At 61.7% G+C, this 16,743-nt stretch carries 16 protein-coding genes; 4 read left to right on the top strand and 12 right to left on the bottom strand.

Annotation, left to right across the window (positions count from 1 at the left end; translation table 11 throughout):
• Positions 1-85: 85 nt before the first annotated feature.
• Complete coding sequence (locus ACIO0C_RS01270) at positions 86-1,324, bottom strand: multidrug effflux MFS transporter (RefSeq protein WP_401306837.1); 1,239 nt, start codon at positions 1,322-1,324, stop codon at positions 86-88.
• A 131-nt stretch (positions 1,325-1,455) separates the two neighbouring features.
• On the bottom strand, positions 1,456-2,652 hold the full coding sequence (locus ACIO0C_RS01275; protein ID WP_008065056.1) for a class I SAM-dependent rRNA methyltransferase: 1,197 nt from the start codon (positions 2,650-2,652) through the stop codon (positions 1,456-1,458).
• 232 nt (positions 2,653-2,884) lie between these two features.
• On the opposite strand from ACIO0C_RS01275, the gene ACIO0C_RS01280 reads away from it, so the two are divergent.
• Both ACIO0C_RS01280 and mutM read left to right on the top strand, forming a co-directional pair.
• On the top strand, positions 2,885-3,700 hold the full coding sequence (locus ACIO0C_RS01280) for an HDOD domain-containing protein (RefSeq protein ID WP_401307332.1): 816 nt from the start codon (positions 2,885-2,887) through the stop codon (positions 3,698-3,700).
• A gap of 42 nt (positions 3,701-3,742) precedes the next feature.
• A complete protein-coding gene (mutM, locus tag ACIO0C_RS01285; RefSeq protein ID WP_401306839.1) occupies positions 3,743-4,555 on the top strand; it encodes a bifunctional DNA-formamidopyrimidine glycosylase/DNA-(apurinic or apyrimidinic site) lyase in 813 nt (270 codons plus the stop codon).
• 66 nt (positions 4,556-4,621) lie between these two features.
• Here the strand turns inward: mutM and ACIO0C_RS01290 are convergent, their stop codons facing one another.
• From ACIO0C_RS01290 to ACIO0C_RS01310, 5 genes are all read right to left on the bottom strand, one after another.
• Positions 4,622-4,873, bottom strand: coding sequence for a YfhL family 4Fe-4S dicluster ferredoxin (locus ACIO0C_RS01290; protein WP_003195146.1), 252 nt, complete (start codon positions 4,871-4,873; stop codon positions 4,622-4,624).
• A gap of 155 nt (positions 4,874-5,028) precedes the next feature.
• Positions 5,029-5,508, bottom strand: a complete 480-nt coding sequence (gene coaD, locus ACIO0C_RS01295; RefSeq protein ID WP_180202280.1) for a pantetheine-phosphate adenylyltransferase — start codon at positions 5,506-5,508, stop codon at positions 5,029-5,031.
• Between the two features lie 115 nt (positions 5,509-5,623).
• The gene (locus ACIO0C_RS01300) at positions 5,624-7,219 is read right to left on the bottom strand and encodes a GMC family oxidoreductase N-terminal domain-containing protein (RefSeq protein ID WP_401306843.1); all 1,596 of its coding nucleotides are present in this window, start codon (positions 7,217-7,219) and stop codon (positions 5,624-5,626) included.
• Between the two features lie 96 nt (positions 7,220-7,315).
• The gene (locus ACIO0C_RS01305) at positions 7,316-7,861 is read right to left on the bottom strand and encodes a twin-arginine translocation pathway signal protein (protein ID WP_401306845.1); all 546 of its coding nucleotides are present in this window, start codon (positions 7,859-7,861) and stop codon (positions 7,316-7,318) included.
• Between the two features lie 28 nt (positions 7,862-7,889).
• Positions 7,890-9,320: a coniferyl aldehyde dehydrogenase gene (locus tag ACIO0C_RS01310; RefSeq protein ID WP_401306847.1), complete on the bottom strand. Its 1,431-nt coding sequence runs from the start codon at positions 9,318-9,320 to the stop codon at positions 7,890-7,892.
• 147 nt (positions 9,321-9,467) lie between these two features.
• Between ACIO0C_RS01310 and ACIO0C_RS01315 the strand changes: the two genes are divergently transcribed.
• Both ACIO0C_RS01315 and ACIO0C_RS01320 read left to right on the top strand, forming a co-directional pair.
• Entirely contained in the window at positions 9,468-10,136 is a 669-nt protein-coding gene (locus tag ACIO0C_RS01315; RefSeq protein ID WP_401306850.1) for a TetR/AcrR family transcriptional regulator, read from the top strand.
• Between the two features lie 48 nt (positions 10,137-10,184).
• On the top strand, positions 10,185-11,039 hold the full coding sequence (locus ACIO0C_RS01320; protein WP_401306853.1) for a sulfurtransferase: 855 nt from the start codon (positions 10,185-10,187) through the stop codon (positions 11,037-11,039).
• Between the two features lie 75 nt (positions 11,040-11,114).
• Here ACIO0C_RS01320 and ACIO0C_RS01325 read toward each other — a convergent pair whose 3' ends face one another.
• From ACIO0C_RS01325 to ACIO0C_RS01345, 5 genes are all read right to left on the bottom strand, one after another.
• Positions 11,115-11,942: an AraC family ligand binding domain-containing protein gene (locus ACIO0C_RS01325; protein WP_401306856.1), complete on the bottom strand. Its 828-nt coding sequence runs from the start codon at positions 11,940-11,942 to the stop codon at positions 11,115-11,117.
• A 3-nt stretch (positions 11,943-11,945) separates the two neighbouring features.
• Positions 11,946-12,944, bottom strand: coding sequence for a hydrolase (locus tag ACIO0C_RS01330; RefSeq protein ID WP_401306859.1), 999 nt, complete (start codon positions 12,942-12,944; stop codon positions 11,946-11,948).
• Between the two features lie 63 nt (positions 12,945-13,007).
• Positions 13,008-13,622 (bottom strand): 16S rRNA (guanine(966)-N(2))-methyltransferase RsmD, encoded by a 615-nt coding sequence (rsmD, locus tag ACIO0C_RS01335; RefSeq protein WP_401306862.1) that lies wholly within the window; start codon positions 13,620-13,622, stop codon positions 13,008-13,010.
• A complete protein-coding gene (locus ACIO0C_RS01340) occupies positions 13,622-15,112 on the bottom strand; it encodes a M16 family metallopeptidase (RefSeq protein ID WP_401306864.1) in 1,491 nt (496 codons plus the stop codon). The genes rsmD and ACIO0C_RS01340 overlap by 1 nt, the downstream gene beginning before the upstream one ends.
• Positions 15,105-16,460, bottom strand: coding sequence for a M16 family metallopeptidase (locus ACIO0C_RS01345; protein WP_401306867.1), 1,356 nt, complete (start codon positions 16,458-16,460; stop codon positions 15,105-15,107). The genes ACIO0C_RS01340 and ACIO0C_RS01345 overlap by 8 nt, the downstream gene beginning before the upstream one ends.
• Positions 16,461-16,743 lie beyond the last annotated feature (283 nt).

Below are 16,743 nucleotides of genomic sequence, written 5' to 3' on the forward strand. Positions count from 1 at the left end.
TCACAAGACGCACGGACAGCCCTCTGTAGGAGCGAGCCTGCTCGCGAAAAACCTGAGAGCGCCGCGGGGTGTCAGGTTTCGAGCGTTATCGTTGACGACCTTCGCGACGGTGCGACGATTCGACAGGCTCGCTCACACATAAGGCAGGATTGCGCTGCGTGATCAGCGTGTTCACTGCCAGGCTCACACCGCTCAGGATAAGGAAGCACAAGGCGAGGGCGCAGGTCAGTTCTGCGGACGCCAGATTGATAACAACGCTGATCACGCCGCCGCACATGAAGATCATCACTCCGCCGACCGAAGTGGACGTGCCAGCATCCTGCGGGTGGAGGGTCATCGCCTTGGAGTTGGCAATGGGGCGGGCAATCGTAGTGCCGGCGGTACAAATCAGCATCGGTATTAGCACGGCTGTTGCAGTGAGCCCGAACTGGCTGGCCAGCCAGAGCATGACCAACCCTGACAGTGCGATCAGCCCCAGGCCGACGATGATCTGCGTATTGGCCTGCAGGCACCGATGCAGTGCGCTGGCGACTATCCCGCCAACTATGTAGGCGGCACCGTACAGCAGCATTACCCAGGCGAATTCGTAGGGTGTAAGTGCCAGGCGCTCCATGAAAATGATCGGCGAGATGACGATGAATGAGAAATGGCAGGCGAAGGCCAGCGCGGAAATCAGCCAATAGCCCATGAAGCGTGGGTCGGAACACAGGCGCCAGTAGGCGCTGAAAAAACGACCGGGAGACGCACGATTGCGCGGGGTTTCCTTGAGCAAGACGCCAGCCTTTATCCAGACAATGACCGCCAACCCGATAAAGACATAGAAGCTGCCCTCCCAGCCAAGATGCATTTGCAGCCATGTTCCCAGCAGCGGTGATATGGAAATGAAGACGCCGCCTGCGGTGGTCATCCAGATTCTGAGGCGCTCCTGTTCCCTGCCGACGAACAGATCCTGGATCAGCGCCTGCGATAGCACGAAGGAACCGCAGCCAACTGCCTGGATAACGCGAAACACCAGGAACCAGCCGTAATCCGGAGTCATTACGCAGCCCGCTGCACCAACTACCGAGATGGCGATACCGATCAGTAGAAGCTGCCTGCGCCCCCATAAATCCGACAGCGGTCCGACCAGTACCACGGATATCCCCAGGCCGATGGCGAACAGGCTGACAGAAAGGGCAATGTCGGATGCTGAGGTCTGGAAGTAATCAGAGAGCGCGGGAAAGGACGGAAGCACCACGTCCAGAGGGAAAACGCCCAGTAGCGTCATGGTCATCAATAGCAGTATTAGCGACGATTTTTTCGCGGTATGCGGGGAAGGGTTCATCAACAACGCGCTCGATCCGTGAGGGACGGTCGAGAGTCGACTTGATGTGGGGGGAAGTCAATGAGGGCGGCGTAGGACCTTTCTGAATCTACTGTGGGAGCGAGCATGCTCGCTCCCACAAGGGATTTGGGTTAGCTGTTTGGCAACAACCGGCAGGTGATGCTCTTGATGTAGCGGGTTTCCGGGATGGCCGGGTGCACCGGATGATCCGGACCCTGGCCGCCACGTTCCAGCATCTGGATATTGCGGTCCAGATGACGGGCGCTGGTCAGCAGGATGTTCTGCAGGTCGTCTTCGGGCAGGTGCATCGAGCAGGATGCGCTGAACAGGATGCCGTCCTTGGTGAGCAGGCGCATGGCTTGTTCGTTCAGGCGACGGTAGGCGCCTTCGCCGTTCTTCATGTCTTTCTTGCGTTTGATGAACGCTGGCGGGTCGGCCACGATCACGTCGAAGCGCTCTTCGCTGGCCTTGAGCTCTTTCAGGGCTTCGAAGACGTCGCCTTCGATGCAGGTCATTTTCTCGGCAAAACCGTTCAGCGCGGCGTTGCGCTCGACGCCGTCGAGGGCGAAGGCCGATGCGTCGACGCAGAACACTTCACTGGCACCGAATGCAGCGGCTTGAACGCCCCAGCCGCCGATGTAGCTGTACAGGTCAAGCACGCGCTTGCCCTTGGCGTATGGCGCCAGGCGTGCGCGGTTCATGCGGTGGTCGTAGAACCAGCCGGTTTTCTGGCCCTGGATGACCGGTGCTTCGAATTTCACGCCGTTCTCTTCCAGCGCAACCCATTCCGGCACCAGGCCGAACACGGTTTCGACATAGCGGTTGAGACCTTCGGCATCACGGGCGGCGGAGTCGTTCTTGAACAGGATGCCGCTTGGCTTGAGCACCTGGGTCAGTGCCGCGATTACATCGTCTTTATGGGCTTCCATGGTCGCCGAGGCGATCTGTACCACCAGGATGTCGCCGAAACGGTCGACCACCAGGCCTGGCAGCAGGTCGGAATCGCCGTAGACCAAGCGATAGAACGGCTTGTCGAACAGACGATCGCGCAGCGACAGGGCCACGTTCAGGCGATGTACCAGCAGCGACTTGTCGAGCGGCAGCTTGATGTCGCGCGACAGCAGGCGCGCGCAAATCAGGTTGTTCGGGCTCATCGCAACGATGCCCAGCGGCTTGCCGCCGGCGGCTTCGAGGATCGCCTGGTCGCCGGCCTTGAAGCCGTGCAACGGGGTGGCAGCCACGTCGATTTCGTTGCTGTAGACCCACAGGTGACCGTTGCGCAGGCGACGGTCGGCGTTGGCTTTGAGGCGCAGGCTAGGCAGGGACATGACGTCGCTCCGGAAAAAAGAGCGGGAGTATACCGTGTTGCACAAGGCCGCGGCGCGGTGGATGGACATGCGGTTGAGTCAGGCCGGGATCGGATGAAACTTCAATCGGTGCACCGGCCAAGGTGTCGGATCCAATTCAGAAAAGTTAGAATCTGCGCCTGACCCAGAGTGTGTACTTATGTCCCAAGAGCTTACCGCCGAACAAATCCAGCAATCCTTGCAAGGCATCAGTGTGCCGGCCCAACCGCAGATCATGGTGGATCTGCAGATGGAACAGTACATGCCCGACCCGGATCTGGACGTGATCGCGAAGCTGATTTCCCAGGACCCTGGCCTCTCTGGCTCCCTGCTGAAAATCGTCAACTCGCCGTATTACGGCCTGAGCAACAAGATCGCCTCGATCCAGCGCGCCGTGAATCTGCTGGGCAGCCGTTCGATCATCAACCTGATCAATGCGCAGTCGATCAAGGGCGAGATGAACGATGACACCATCGTCACCTTGAACCGGTTCTGGGACACCGCCCAGGACGTGGCGATGACCTGCCTTACCCTGGCCAAGCGCATTGGCGCCCAGGCCGGGGATGAAGCCTATGCCCTGGGCTTGTTCCACGACTGCGGCGTGCCGCTGATGCTGCAGCGGTTCCCCAACTACATGAGCGTGCTGGAACAGTCCTATGCCAACGCCGGTCCCGATTGCCGGGTGGTGGACACCGAAAACCAGGCGTTCAACACCAACCACGCCGTGGTCGGGTACTACACGGCCAAGTCCTGGCGCCTGCCGGATCACGTGTCTGCCGCGATCGCCAATCATCACAATGCCCTGGCGATATTCAGCGACGAGTCGTCACGCAACAGCGCCCTGAAGAACCTGCTGGCGATCCTGAAAATGGCTGAGCACATTTGTGCGTCCTACCGCGTACTGGGCAACCAGGCCGAAGACCACGAGTGGAACAGCATCGGGCATTTGGTGCTCGATTACGTTGGCCTCTCGGATTACGATTTCGAAACCATGAAGCAAACGATTCGCGACCTCGGCACTCACCGCTGAACGGCGAACCTCTTCTCACCGAGCGCCTGATCCGAGAGCACCATGCCTGAATTGCCAGAAGTCGAAACCACCCGCCGTGGAATTGCGCCGCACCTGGAAGGCCAGCGCGTCAGCCGGGTGATCGTGCGCGATCGCCGCCTGCGCTGGCCGATCCCCGAAGACCTCGATGTGCGCTTGTCCGGTCAACGCATCGTGCTGGTGGAGCGGCGCGCCAAGTACCTGTTGATCAATGCCGAGGTCGGCACCTTGATCAGCCATTTGGGCATGTCGGGGAATTTGCGCCTGGTGCAAGCCGGTTTACCGGCGGCCAAGCATGAGCATGTGGATATCGAGCTGGAATCGGGCCTGGCCTTGCGCTACACCGATCCTCGGCGGTTCGGTGCGATGCTGTGGAGCCTCGATCCGCTCAATCATGAGCTGTTGATTCGCCTGGGGCCGGAGCCGTTGACCGACCTGTTCGATGGCGAGCGGCTGTTCCAGCAGTCACGCGGGCGCTCGATGGCAGTCAAGCCGTTCATCATGGACAACGCGGTGGTGGTCGGCGTCGGCAATATCTATGCGACCGAGGCCCTGTTCGCCGCCGGTATCGATCCGCGTCGCGAAGCCAAGAGCATCTCCCGGGCGCGGTACCTGAAGCTGGCGATCGAGATCAAGCGCATCCTGGCGGCCGCCATCGAGCGCGGCGGCACTACGCTGCGCGACTTTATCGGCGGGGACGGGCAGCCGGGTTATTTTCAGCAGGAACTGTTCGTGTACGGCCGCGGCGGTGAGCACTGCAAAGTCTGTGGCACGGGCCTGCGGGAAGTGAAGCTGGGGCAGCGCGCCAGCGTTTTTTGCCCGCGCTGCCAGAGCTGAAAGTTCACAAATCCCCTGTGGGAGCGAGCCTGCTCGCGATGGCGCCGGAGCAGGCAGCGCTGGATTTCAAGCCTTCCCGGTAATCTTGCGGTACTTCTCCATCAACTGCTCTTCGGTCTCTGGATGAGCTTCGTCCAGAGGAATGCAATCCACCGGGCAGACCTGCTGGCACTGCGGTTCGTCGTAGTGGCCGACGCACTGGGTGCACAGGTTCGGGTCGATCACGTAGATTTCTTCGCCCTGGGAAATGGCGGCGTTGGGGCACTCGGGTTCGCAGACGTCGCAGTTGATGCAATCGTCGGTGATGATCAGGGACATGCTAACTCCAGCCGGGGCGGCAGGCCCGGGCGCAATAAATCAATGCGCTAATTGTGCCGCATTGCAGCTGTAGGAGCCAGCTTGCAGGCGCAGGCGGTGCGTCAGGTGCACTGCGTGGTCTTGTTCGCTGGCAAGCCAGCTCCTACAGTCCGGGTCTACTTCTTGAATCGAAGTGTCAGGGCATCCGCCACTATCGGGTGCACGAACTTGGTGATATCGCCGCCCAAGGCTGCAATTTCACGAACCAGCGTCGAAGAAATGAACGAATAACGCTCGGACGGGGTAAGGAACAGGCTTTCCACATCCGGGGCCAGCTGGCGGTTCATGTTGGCCAGCTGGAATTCGTATTCGAAATCCGACACTGCGCGCAAGCCACGCAGGAACACATTGGCGTTCGTCTCTTTGGCAAAATGCGCCAACAGCGTCGAGAAGCCGACCACTTCAACGTTCGGCAGATGCTTGGTGACTTCGCGGGCCAGCTCCACACGCTGTTCCAGAGGAAACAACGGGTTTTTCTTCGGGCTGGCGGCAACGGCAATGATCACGTGATCGAACAGGCGCGAGGCGCGTTCGACCAGATCGCCATGGCCCTTGGTAATAGGGTCGAAGGTACCTGGGTACAACACTCGGTTCATCGCGTCGTCCTGGCGGGAGTGCGTTGGGGACTCGGATGGTATCGCAGCCAAACCGGTCGGCCAAGTCGCCTGTTGGGTAAGAAAGCACTATAGACGATGGGAATAATCACTTTTTTCATGGTTTTTTTAAACGTTCGGCCAGGGAAGTCGCCAGTTGCGCCGTCAGGCCGTAGACCGACAACTGCGGGTTTGCGCCAATGCTGGTGGGGAACAGCGAGCCGTCATGGATCGACAGATTGCCCAGTTGATGATGCCGGCCAAGGCTGTCGGTGACGGCATTTTTCGGGTCTTCGCCCATGCTGCAGCCGCCCATCACATGGGCGCTGCCCAAGCGTGTGCGGTACAACGCCAGGTTGAGCCCGTCGATCAGCGTGCGCGCTTCGCCCAGGGTTTTAACGTAGCGGGCATCGGCGTGCATGGGCATCACGGCCTTGGCACCCCCGGCGAACTGGATCTCGGCCATGCTGTGGAAGGCCCGGCGCAAACCGTCCCAGACGTAGGGTGAAACCTGGTAGTCGAGCACTGGCGTCCCATCACCGCGCAGTTGGACGCTGCCACCGGTACTGTCGGGGTGGAATCCGTCGCGCAGCAACGCCAGCATGGCGTGGGTGTGCGGCAGGTCGGCCATGTGTCGGGCGCTTTCCTGGCTGAAGCCGCCCAGCAAGGTGGCGGCCAGCGCCGGGTGTAGCGGCGGAACCTCCAGTTTGTATCCAATCTTGCCAGCGGTGCCATCCTGCCATTGGAAATAATCGGAGTAGATCGACTGTGGCGCGCCATAGAACGGGTTGATGACCTCGTCAAACAAGCCGGCGGACATGTTCACCAGATGCAGGAAGGTTCGTGTGCCCAGCCGCTTGTGCGGATCGGGCGCGTCGGAGCGCAACAGCAACGCCGGGCTGTTGATACCGCCGCCGGCCAACACGTAATGCCTGGCCTTGACCCTGATATTGCGTCCGGTGGGCTCGACGCAGCGCTCGTCCATCGCCACGCAGTGCAACCCGGTGACGGTGTCGCCGCTGATGATGAGTTTTTCGGCGCGGGCCAGATAAAGCAACTCGCCGCCGTTTTCCAGGGTGGCCGGAATGGTCGTGACCATCATCGACTGCTTGGCGTTGGTCGGGCAGCCCATGCCGCAGTAGCCGAGGTTCCAGCAGCCGCGCACATTGCGCGGGATGACATGCCAGCTGTAACCGAGCTTTTCGCAGCCCTTGCGGATCACATCGTTGTTGGCATTGGGCGGCACCAGCCACGGAGCGACGCCCAGGCGCTGCTCCATTTTCTCGAACCAGGGCGCCATTTCAGCAGGGGAGTGGCCCTTCACGTCGTGTTCCTTGGCCCAGTGTTCCAGGGTCGGTTCCGGTGTGCGGAAACTGGAGGTCCAGTTGATCAGCGTGGTACCGCCTACCGCCCGGCCCTGGAGGATGGTGATCGCGCCGTCCTTGCTCATGCGGCCGATGCCTTCCTGGTAGAGGCTGGCGTAGGCCTGGTCTTCGAGCAACTTGAAGTCGCTGCTGGTCTTGAGCGGGCCTTCCTCGATCAGCAGCACCTTGTAGCCGGCCGCACTGAGGATTTCGGCCGTGGTCCCGCCACCGGCACCGCTGCCGATAATCGCCACATCCGCTTCGAGGGTCAGGTCCTGGGTCAGTTGCGAGCCGTCATGGGTTTTCCAGCCGCGGGCCATGCCTTCGCGGAACGGATCGGGTACAGGCATCTTCGGGTTCTCTTTTTATTGTTGGATGATGGGGCGACGCGGGTGACGCCTTCGCGGGCAAGCCTCGCTCCTACAGGCGAAGGGAGCGACTCGGTCTCAAACCTTGGGCGGCCCCGGATACCCGCAATGCGCCCACGATTCCTTACGCCCGTACCAGGCCATCATCACCAGCTGCAGCAGTGAACTGTGACCCATGCGCAGCAGGCTCAACGAGCTGTTTTCCCAGCGATCGAGGAAGTGCCGGATATCCTCGGCGCTGGCGTTTTCCCAGCTGCCCCAGATCCCGGTCAGCGGCCCCCGGGTCACGGCCATGCCCAGCACGTCGAACAATTGCCGGGTGAGCTTGAGCATTTCCGGCGACAGGTGACCGAGGTTGTAGTCGAGGCTTTTCAAGGTGCCCTCGACAGCCTCGGGCATGCTGACGGCCGTTACTGCGCCGTCGAGCATCACCGGCACAAGGGCGCGCAGAAACTGCAGGTCGCCACTGCGCAGCGCCGTGAAGCCATTGGCAGGAACGCTCGATGAGCAGCCGCCGAGGCTGGCCCCCAACCCGGCGGTGGCAAGAAAGGCGCTGGCGCCGAGACTGAATTTGAGCAGGCCGCGCCGTGACAGCGCGGGTGTTTCGGACAGGCTTGGGTGCATTATTGTTATTACCCGGCGGTGGCTATCGTTAGCGGATAAACAGCTTCTGGATCAGTTTCTGAATGGCTTTGCCGTAGGGCGGGTAGATCAGCTTCGCCGCGTTGAACCGCTGCTTGATCAGCACACCTTTGGCCTTGCTGAAGGTCAGGAAGCCTTCGTGGCCGTGGTAATGGCCCATGCCTGAAGGGCCGATGCCGCCGAACGGCATGTCATCCTGCGCCACGTGCAGCAGGGTGTCGTTGAGGCACACGCCTCCGGAATGGGTCTCGTTGAGCACGCGGTTTTGCTCGCGCTTGTCGTAGCCGAAGTAGTACAGCGCCAGTGGGCGAGGGCGCTGGTTGATGTAGGCAAACGCCTGGTCCAGATGCTTGTACGGCACGATCGGCAACAACGGGCCGAAGATTTCATCCTGCATCACCGTCATCTCGTCGCTGACGTTGAGCAGCAGGCTATGTGCCATGCGGCGGCCTTGGCCTTGCTCGAACAATGGAATCAGTAGCGCACCCTTGCTGGTGGCGTCACTGACATAGCCCTTGAGTCGCGCCAGTTGCCGGTCATTGATGATCGCGGTGTAGTCCGGGTTGTCGGCGAGGGTCGGATAAAAACCGCGAACCGCCTGTCGATAGGCCTCCACGAATGCGCCCACGCGGTCTTCCGGCACCAGCACGTAATCCGGGGCCACGCAGGTCTGGCCGGCATTGAGGGTCTTGCCGAAAGCGATGCGTTCGGCGGCATCCTTGAGCGGTACGTCATGGGAAACAATGGCGGGGGACTTGCCGCCCAGTTCCAGCGTGACCGGCGTCAGGTTTTCCGCCGCTGCGCGCATCACGTGTTTGCCGATGCTGGTGGCGCCGGTGAACAGCAGGTGATCGAAGGGCAGGCGTGAAAACGCCACGCCGATATCGGCTTCGCCCAGCACCACGCAGACCAGGTCTCCTGGGAAGATTCGCGCGAACAATGCCTTGAGCAGCAAACCTGTTGCCGGGGTCGATTCGCTGAGTTTGAGCATCACCCGGTTGCCCGCCGATAGCGCGCCGACCAAAGGGCCAATGGCCAGGTACAGCGGATAGTTCCACGGCACGATGACCCCAACCACGCCCAGTGGCTGGTAGACCACCTTCGCCGAAGCCGGCTGAAACGCGACACCGACCTTGCGCCGCGACGCGCGCATCCAGCCCTTGAGGTGGCGGCTGGCGTGATGAATGCCGTGCAGGCTGGGCATCAGTTCGGCGAGCAGGGTTTCATCGGCGCTGCGGTTGCTGAAGTCCTGGCTGATCGCATCGATCAGGGCCTGGCGTTCGTTATCCAGCAAATCGCGCAGTGCCTTGAGCCATTGCTGGCGCTGGGCCGCGGGTGGCATTGGGTTGGCGGCATAGGCCGCGCGCTGTGCGTCGAACAGTGCCTTGAGCTCTTCCAGGGGCTGCTGGAGGTTTTGCAGGTAGGAAATGTCAGCAGTCATGGTCGGCTCCGGATTTATTGTAGTGAGAGCACTTTTAGAGTCTATACTCTAAAAAGTCAAATGCCATCCTCGGCACTGCTTTGTTTTCTCCGCTCGCGGATAGGCCGTAAGATGCCCCTCAACGCACTCTGAATTTAAGCTCTAGCCATGGCCCCCAGGATAAAAACCAGCGAGCGCATCGTGCAGAACAGCCTGGAGCTGTTCAACCAGCAGGGCGAGCGCAGCATCAGCACCAACCACATCGCCGCCCACATGGAGATTTCTCCGGGCAACCTGTACTACCACTTCCCGAACAAGCAGGCGATCATCGCCGTGCTGTTCAGCGAGTATGAGAGCCTGGTGGACAGCTTCCTGCGTCCGCCACAGGGGCGCGCCGCCACGGTGGAAGACAAGCGCTTCTACCTCAAGGAGCTGCTGTCAGCCATGTGGCGCTACCGGTTCCTGCACCGGGACCTGGAGCACCTGCTCGACAGTGACCCGGAGCTGGCCGCTCGCTACCGGCGTTTTTCCCAGCGCTGCGTGATTCAGGGCGCTGCCATCTACGAAGGTTTTGTCGCCGCGGGCATCCTGAAGATGGATCGGGTGCAGATCGAGTCCCTGACGCTCAATGCCTGGATCATCCTCACCTCCTGGGTGCGTTTTTTGTGCACCACGCGGGAAAACTCCAGCCACCTCAGCGAGCAAGCCATCAAGCGCGGCGTGTACCAGGTGCTGGTGCTGGAGGCGGGTTTCGTCACGGATCAGGCTCGTGACGCGGTCGACGCGCTGTTCGAAGAGTTTTACGTGCCGCTGGCCCAGGCATTGGAAGAAGTATGAAATAAAGAATTCAGCAGGATCGAAAACAGCCCACCACAGGAGCCCGTTATGCCCATTGCGCAACTGATCAGCCCGCAAGCACTGGACCTGAAAAAGGACCAGCCGGGGTTGGTGATTCTTGATTGTCGTTTTGCTCTTGAAGACCCGGATTACGGCCAGCGCAGCTACGCGCAAGGGCACATCGGTGGCTCGTCTTTTGCCGATCTCGAGCGCGACCTGAGTGGCAAAGTGGTCAAGGGCGTGACCGGGCGTCATCCATTGCCCGAGCCGGCGGACCTGATCGAACGCCTGCAAGCCTGGGGCATCAACGCCGACAGCGAAGTGGTTTTGTATGACGACGGTCCGGGTGCCTTTGCGGCGCGGGCCTGGTGGCTGATGGCCTGGCTGGGCAAGCGTGACGGCGTTTTTATCCTCGATGGCGGGCTCAAGGCCTGGCACGCGGCGGGCCTTCCCCTGAGCCTTGATCCACCGTCGACCCGTCGCGGCACATTTACTGGAGTACCGGACAACGGGCTGACTCTCAGCGCCGAGCAGTTGCAGGAGCGTCTGGCCCAACCCGCGCTGACCTTGCTCGATGCCCGCGCCTTGCCGCGCTTCAAGGGTGAGGTTGAACCGATCGACCCGATTGCCGGGCACATCCCCGGTGCGCAATGTGCGGCCTTCACCGACAACCTGGGCAGCGACGGGCGTTTCTTGCCAGCCGATCAGCTCAAACAGCGGTTTGCCTCGAAACTCGGCGGGCGTTCGCCGGTCGATCTGGTGGCGTATTGCGGTTCTGGCGTGACGGCGTGTCATAACCTGTTCGCCCTGTGCCTGGCGGGTTATCCGTTGGGGGCGTTGTATGCCGGGTCGTGGAGTGAGTGGATCAATGATCCGGCGCGGGGCGTTGTCACCGGCGAATAAAGATCAAAAGATCGCAGCCTGCGGCAACTCCTACCTGGGTAGGCCACTGTAGGAGCTGCCGCAGGCTGCGATCTTTTAGAGGCGCGCGCTGCGATACGCCCCAGGACCAACCCCGTACACCTGCTTGAACTGCCGGCTCAGGTGACTCTGGTCGGCAAACCCCAGTTGTGTCGCGACGTCCAGCGGCAAACAACCTCCCTGCAACAACGCCCGCGCCCGAGCGATGCGCTGTTGCATCAGCCAGGTATGCGGCGGCATGCCGGTTGCGCGGCGGAATACCCGGGCGAAGTGGAAAGGCGACAAGTTCACCGCCGCTGCCAGTTCTTCCAGTGAAGGAGGCGTCGCCAATTGCGCGTGCATCAGGTCCTTGGCCAATGTCACTGCTCGGTGCTCCTTGCCTGGTTTGCCGGCAACCGGCACCGCCGCGTGACGTTGCAGCAGTGACAGCATCAGTTCCCGCCAGGCGGCCTGTTGTTGCAGTGCGGTGGCCGGGCTTTCCAGCAAGCGATGCAACTGACAGAAGCCGTTCACCAGATCCTGGTCGCGATACAGTGTGGCGCCGAACGCCGGCAGGTGATGGGTCGGCAGTTCCAGCTCGGCCAACAGTGAAAGAATCTGCCCGCTGTCGGGATAGAAGGCCCGGTACAACCAGCCGTCCTCCGTGCCCTTGTGGCCGGTGTGCAGTTCATCAGGGTTGATCAGCACCAATGTGCCGCTGCCGGCCAGGTGTTCGGCGCCGCGATAACGGTAACGCTGGGCGCCGGCCATGATCATGCCGATCACATAGCCGTCATGCACATGGGGGGCGAAACGGTGCTCGATGTAGCGCGCCGACAACAACTCGACCCCGGCCAGCGGTGCCGTTTGCCAGAAATGGATGGACTCGCCCCGGGCGTTCTCCATGGCTTACCCGCGACCCATGCTGGCCAGCCACTGCGGGATGCGTCGTTCCAGGTAGTACCCTGGTTGGCGGAAGGTGCCATCGACAAAGCCGACATGCCCGCCCCGGGCCTGCAATTCGAATTGCGTGCAGGCTGACAACTCGTCAGCGTGCGGCAGGCTATGGGGAAAAACGAAGGGGTCGTCGGCTGCGTGGATGATCAGGGTTGGTGTGCAGATCTCGCCGAGAAAGTAGCGGCTCGACGCGCGGCGATAGTAGTCGTGGGCATCGGCGAAACCATTGAGCGGCGCGGTCACCCGGCCATCGAAATCCCAGAACGTGCGCATGTTTTCCAGCGAGCCCAGCGCCGCGAGGGCCGCGAGGCCTTCTTCGCGGCCGTCGTGCTGAAACTGCCGTTGCTTGTTCTTGATGTAGGCCAGCATCTCGCGCATGAAGTGCGCCTGATAGACCTTGGAGAAACCCTGGCCGATGCGGTCGGCGCACTGGTCCAGGCGAAACGGCACCGACACCGCCACCGCACCGAGCACGCCGCTGGCACTGCCGGTTTCGCCCAGATGCTTGAGCAGCACATTGCCACCCAGGGAATAACCGACGGCATACAACGGCGCGAGAGGGCGCTTTGCCCGCAGGTGCCTGATGGTTTCGGCCAGGTCTTCACTGGCGCCGGAATGGTAGCTGCGCGGCAACAGATTGGGTTCGCCGGAGCAGCCACGCCAGTTCAACGCGACACTGGCCCAGCCCTGATCGCCCAGCGCTTTCTGTATCCCGGCAACGTAAGGTGAGTTCGACGAGCCGGTGAGTCCGTGCAACACCAGTACCAAAGGCGCATCGACGGTGTGCGGGCCATGCCAGTCGAGGTCGAGGAAGTCGCCGTCCTCGAGCCACAGACGTTCACGCTCTCGTTGCAGGTGGGTGGTTTTGCGCCACAGCGGGCCCCACAAGGTCTGCAAGTGCGGATTGCCGAGGCCGAAGGCCGGGATGAAGCGTTCTGGCGGATGGAACACGATGGGTCTCTATGCAGTGGCGCACGCCTGCATTGAGGCGCGCGCCTTGTTCAGGCCGGTCGATTAACCGGCGATCTCTGCCATACGTTGCCACAATGAATAATAGACCCGTCCGGATTTTTGCTCCCGGTGCAGGCGCCAGTTCCCCGGCAGGCCGAGGCTCGAGGGTGCGTTTTCGCTTTCGGTGTAGACCCAGGCGTCGTCAGCCAGCCAATGGCGCTCTTCAAGCAGGGCGCAAACGGTCGGCAGCAGGTTCTGGTTGAACGGCGGGTCGAGGAACACCAGGTCGTAGGCAACGGCGGTCTGGGTTTCCAGGTAGCGCAAGGCGTCGGCCGTTTGAATCTGGCCGGTGGTGCAGCGCAGGGTACCCAGGTGCTCCTTGATGCTCGATACCGCAAGGCTACTGGCATCCAACGCCTGGCCCATCGCAGCGCCACGGGACAGTGCCTCGAGGAACAGCGCGCCGCTACCGGCGAACGGATCGAACACCTTGGCGCCCGGGACGTAGGGTGCGAGCCAGTTGAACAGGGTTTCGCGCACCCGGTCCGGCGTCGGGCGCAGGCCCGGCGCATCGGGGAAGCTCAGCTTGCGGCTGCGCCATTCGCCGCCGATGATGCGCAGCTGGTTCACACCGTTATGCACGTTGTGGACAGGTTTTTTCGGGCGAGAAGTGGCCATTAATGCTCCGGAACCCCGAGCGGTTGCTCGGCGGGTTTATCAGTAGGGGCCGGTAACGGCTTTTGCGGCACGGTCGGGCCAGCGCTGACGATGACCAGTTTGTCCGTGCTCAGGTGTTTGTTCATGGCCGCCTTGACCTGCTCGACGGTCAGGTTCTGCGACTGCTGCATGAATTCTTCCAGGTGGTTGAGCGGCAAGTCGTAGAAGCCGATCGCGCCCAGCTGGCCAACGATATCGGCGTTGCTGGCGGTAGACAGCGGGAAGCTGCCGGCCAGTTCGCGCTTGGCATCGTCGAGTTCTTTTTCGGTCGGGCCGGTCTTGAGGTAGTCGGCGAGCACATCCTGCACCAGTTTCAGGGTGCCTTCGCTCATCTCGGCGCGGGTCTGCAGGTTGATCATGAACGGGCCACGTACCTGCATCGGGCTGAAACCTGAGTACACACCATACGCCAGGCCGCGCTTCTCGCGCACTTCGCTCATCAGTCGAGTGCCGAAACCGCCACCGCCGAGGATCTGGTTGCCCATGGACAGTGCCGCGTAATCCGGATCGTCCCGGTCGATGCCCAGTTGCGCGAGCATGAGGTTGGTTTGCTTGGACGGGAACTCGATGTGGCCGATGCTGGCCTTGGGTTCGGCGGGTTGCTCGATCTTCGGCAGGGCCGGGCCTTTGGGCAGGGCGGCGCTGACCTGTGCGGCAATGGCTTCGGCTTCGGCGCGGGACAGGTCGCCGACCAGCGCGATCACCACGTTGCCCGCGGCATAGGCTTTCTGGTGGAACCCGCGCAGTTGCGCGAGGGTGACGGCCGGAACGGTTTGCGCCGTGCCATCGCTGGCGTGCGCGTACGGGTGTTCGCCGTACAGGCGGTTCATCAACTCGAGACTGGCGAGTTTGCCGGGGTTCTGTTTCTGGTATTCGAAACCGGCGAGCATCTGGTTCTTGATGCGGGTAAACGAGTCGGCGGGGAAGGTCGGTTTGCCGACGACTTCGGCGAACAGCTTCAACGCCGGTTCGCGTTTGTCCGCGGCGCTGAGGCTGCGCAGGGACGCCACCGCCATGTCTTTATAAGCACCGTTGCCGAAGTCGGCGCCCAGGCCTTCGAAGCCCTGGGCAATGGCGCTGACATCTTTGCCGGCCACGCCTTCGTTGAGCATGGCGTTGGTCAACAGCGCCAAGCCCGGTGCGTTGCCGTCCTGGCTGCTGCCGGCGGCAAAGATCAGGCGCATGTCGAACATCGGCAGCTCACGGGCTTCGACGAACAACACCTTGGCGCCTTCGGCGGTGCTCCAGGTTTGCACGTCGAGTTTGCGGTGGCTCGGCGCCTTGCCATTGAGTTCGGTCAGCGATTGCAGTTTCTGGCTGGCCTTGGCCTTATCCAGCGCTTCGCTGGCAACAGAGTCATCGGTCCTGGAGAAGTAAAATGCAGCAGAGCCGATCAGGACGACTGCGATCAGGCCGAGCAGGGCCAGGCGCGGTTTTTTATGTTCACTCATGAGTCGTCTCCTCCGGCAGAACATGGGCGACGCTGAGACGTTCGCGGGTGAAATACAGCTTGGCGGCGTTCTGGATGTCTTGCGGTGTCACGCTTTCCAGCTCAGCGAGCTCGGTGTCCATCAACTTCCACGACAGGCCGACGGTCTCCAGTTGGCCGATGGCAGTGGCCTGGCTGGTGATCGAGTCGCGCTCGTATACCAGCCCGGCGATGACCTGTGCCCGTACACGTTCCAGCTCTTCGGTGGTCGGCGCGGTGGTTTTCAGTTGTTCAAGCAGCCTCCACAAACCGGCTTCGGCCTGGGCGATGGTCTTGTTCTTCTGGCTGTTGGGCGTTGCCGACAGGGTGAACAGGCTGTCGCCACGGGTGTAGGCGTCGTAACTCGACGAGCCGCCGGACACCAGCTCTTCGCCGCGCTCCAGTTGCGTCGGGATGCGTCCGCTGTAGCCGCCGTCAAGCAGGGCTGAGATCAGCCGCAAGGCGTTGACCAGGCGCTTGTCTTCGGCGGTTGCGATGCTCGGCACGTTGAAGGCCAGCATCAGGCTGGGCAATTGGGTCTTTACATGCAGGGTGATCTGGCGTTCGCCGGGCTCGGCCAGTTCCAGCGGAATCTTCGCCGCCGGTACCTCGCGCTTGGCGATCGGGCCGAAGTAGCGCTGGGCCAGGGTCTTGACCTCGTCCGGCGTCACATCGCCGACCACCACCAGCGTGGCGTTGTTCGGCACGTACCAGGATTGGTACCAGTGACGCAGCTCTTCGACTTTCATGCGGTCCAGGTCGGCCATCCAGCCAATGGTCGGCGTGTGATAGCCGCTGGCCGGGTAAGCCATGGCCTTGAAGCGCTCGTAGGCCTTGGACATGGGTTTGTCGTCGGTGCGCAGGCGCCGTTCTTCCTTGATGACTTCGATCTCGCGGGCGAACTCGTCGGGCGGCAGGCGCAGGCTGGCCATGCGGTCGGCTTCGAGTTCGAAGGCCACGCCCAGTCGGTCGCGGGCCAGGACCTGGTAATACGCCGTGAAGTCGTCGCTGGTGAAGGCGTTTTCTTCGGCGCCGAGGTCGCGCAGGATCAGCGACGCTTCGCCGGGGCCGACTTTCTCGCTGCCCTTGAACATCATGTGTTCCAGTGCATGGGACAGGCCGGTCTGGCCTGGCGTCTCGTAGCTGGAGCCAACCTTGTACCAGACCTGGGAAACCACCACCGGCGCGCGATGGTCTTCGCGCACGACGACCTTCAGGCCGTTGTCGAGGGTGAATTCGTGGGTCGGTTGCGGGTCGGCCGCCAGGGCCGAAAAGGGCAGGCAAAGTGTGCTGAGCAGCAGGCCTGCAGCGCGGCGGGCTAGGGCATTCATTCGTTTTTAAACCTTTGGGGCTGCCCGCTTGTTCTTAGCGTCAGCGGGCGAGAGGGTGCTAGGATACTGATCCGTTTTACTGGCGGCCACGCCTATCAGGCCTTTGCGTTTGATCAGGTTGTTTGGGTTTGCGGCTGTAAGCTGTGGTTTATCAACTAAACTCAGCTTTTTCGCCGATTTTCCGCCTCAGTCCATAGTTAAATCGTTTTTGCAGGGTGCCGTTTCGCACCTCGACAAAATGTTGCGCATGAACAAGCTGGGTCAATCGCAGTCTGTTCTGCAT

This window comes from Pseudomonas sp. NPDC087336 (assembly GCF_044744285.1).
In the GTDB taxonomy this organism is placed as follows: domain Bacteria; phylum Pseudomonadota; class Gammaproteobacteria; order Pseudomonadales; family Pseudomonadaceae; genus Aquipseudomonas.

Coding starts and splice junctions, on each gene's coding strand:
- ACIO0C_RS01270 (WP_401306837.1), bottom strand. CDS start 1,324: ATGAACCCTTCCCCGCATACCGCGAAAAAATCGTCGCTAATACTGCTA.
- ACIO0C_RS01275 (WP_008065056.1), bottom strand. CDS start 2,652: ATGTCCCTGCCTAGCCTGCGCCTCAAAGCCAACGCCGACCGTCGCCTG.
- mutM (WP_401306839.1), top strand. CDS start 3,743: ATGCCTGAATTGCCAGAAGTCGAAACCACCCGCCGTGGAATTGCGCCG.
- ACIO0C_RS01290 (WP_003195146.1), bottom strand. CDS start 4,873: ATGTCCCTGATCATCACCGACGATTGCATCAACTGCGACGTCTGCGAA.
- coaD (WP_180202280.1), bottom strand. CDS start 5,508: ATGAACCGAGTGTTGTACCCAGGTACCTTCGACCCTATTACCAAGGGC.
- ACIO0C_RS01300 (WP_401306843.1), bottom strand. CDS start 7,219: ATGCCTGTACCCGATCCGTTCCGCGAAGGCATGGCCCGCGGCTGGAAA.
- ACIO0C_RS01305 (WP_401306845.1), bottom strand. CDS start 7,861: ATGCACCCAAGCCTGTCCGAAACACCCGCGCTGTCACGGCGCGGCCTG.
- ACIO0C_RS01310 (WP_401306847.1), bottom strand. CDS start 9,320: ATGACTGCTGACATTTCCTACCTGCAAAACCTCCAGCAGCCCCTGGAA.
- ACIO0C_RS01315 (WP_401306850.1), top strand. CDS start 9,468: ATGGCCCCCAGGATAAAAACCAGCGAGCGCATCGTGCAGAACAGCCTG.
- ACIO0C_RS01320 (WP_401306853.1), top strand. CDS start 10,185: ATGCCCATTGCGCAACTGATCAGCCCGCAAGCACTGGACCTGAAAAAG.
- ACIO0C_RS01325 (WP_401306856.1), bottom strand. CDS start 11,942: ATGGAGAACGCCCGGGGCGAGTCCATCCATTTCTGGCAAACGGCACCG.
- rsmD (WP_401306862.1), bottom strand. CDS start 13,622: ATGGCCACTTCTCGCCCGAAAAAACCTGTCCACAACGTGCATAACGGT.
- ACIO0C_RS01340 (WP_401306864.1), bottom strand. CDS start 15,112: ATGAGTGAACATAAAAAACCGCGCCTGGCCCTGCTCGGCCTGATCGCA.
- ACIO0C_RS01345 (WP_401306867.1), bottom strand. CDS start 16,460: ATGAATGCCCTAGCCCGCCGCGCTGCAGGCCTGCTGCTCAGCACACTT.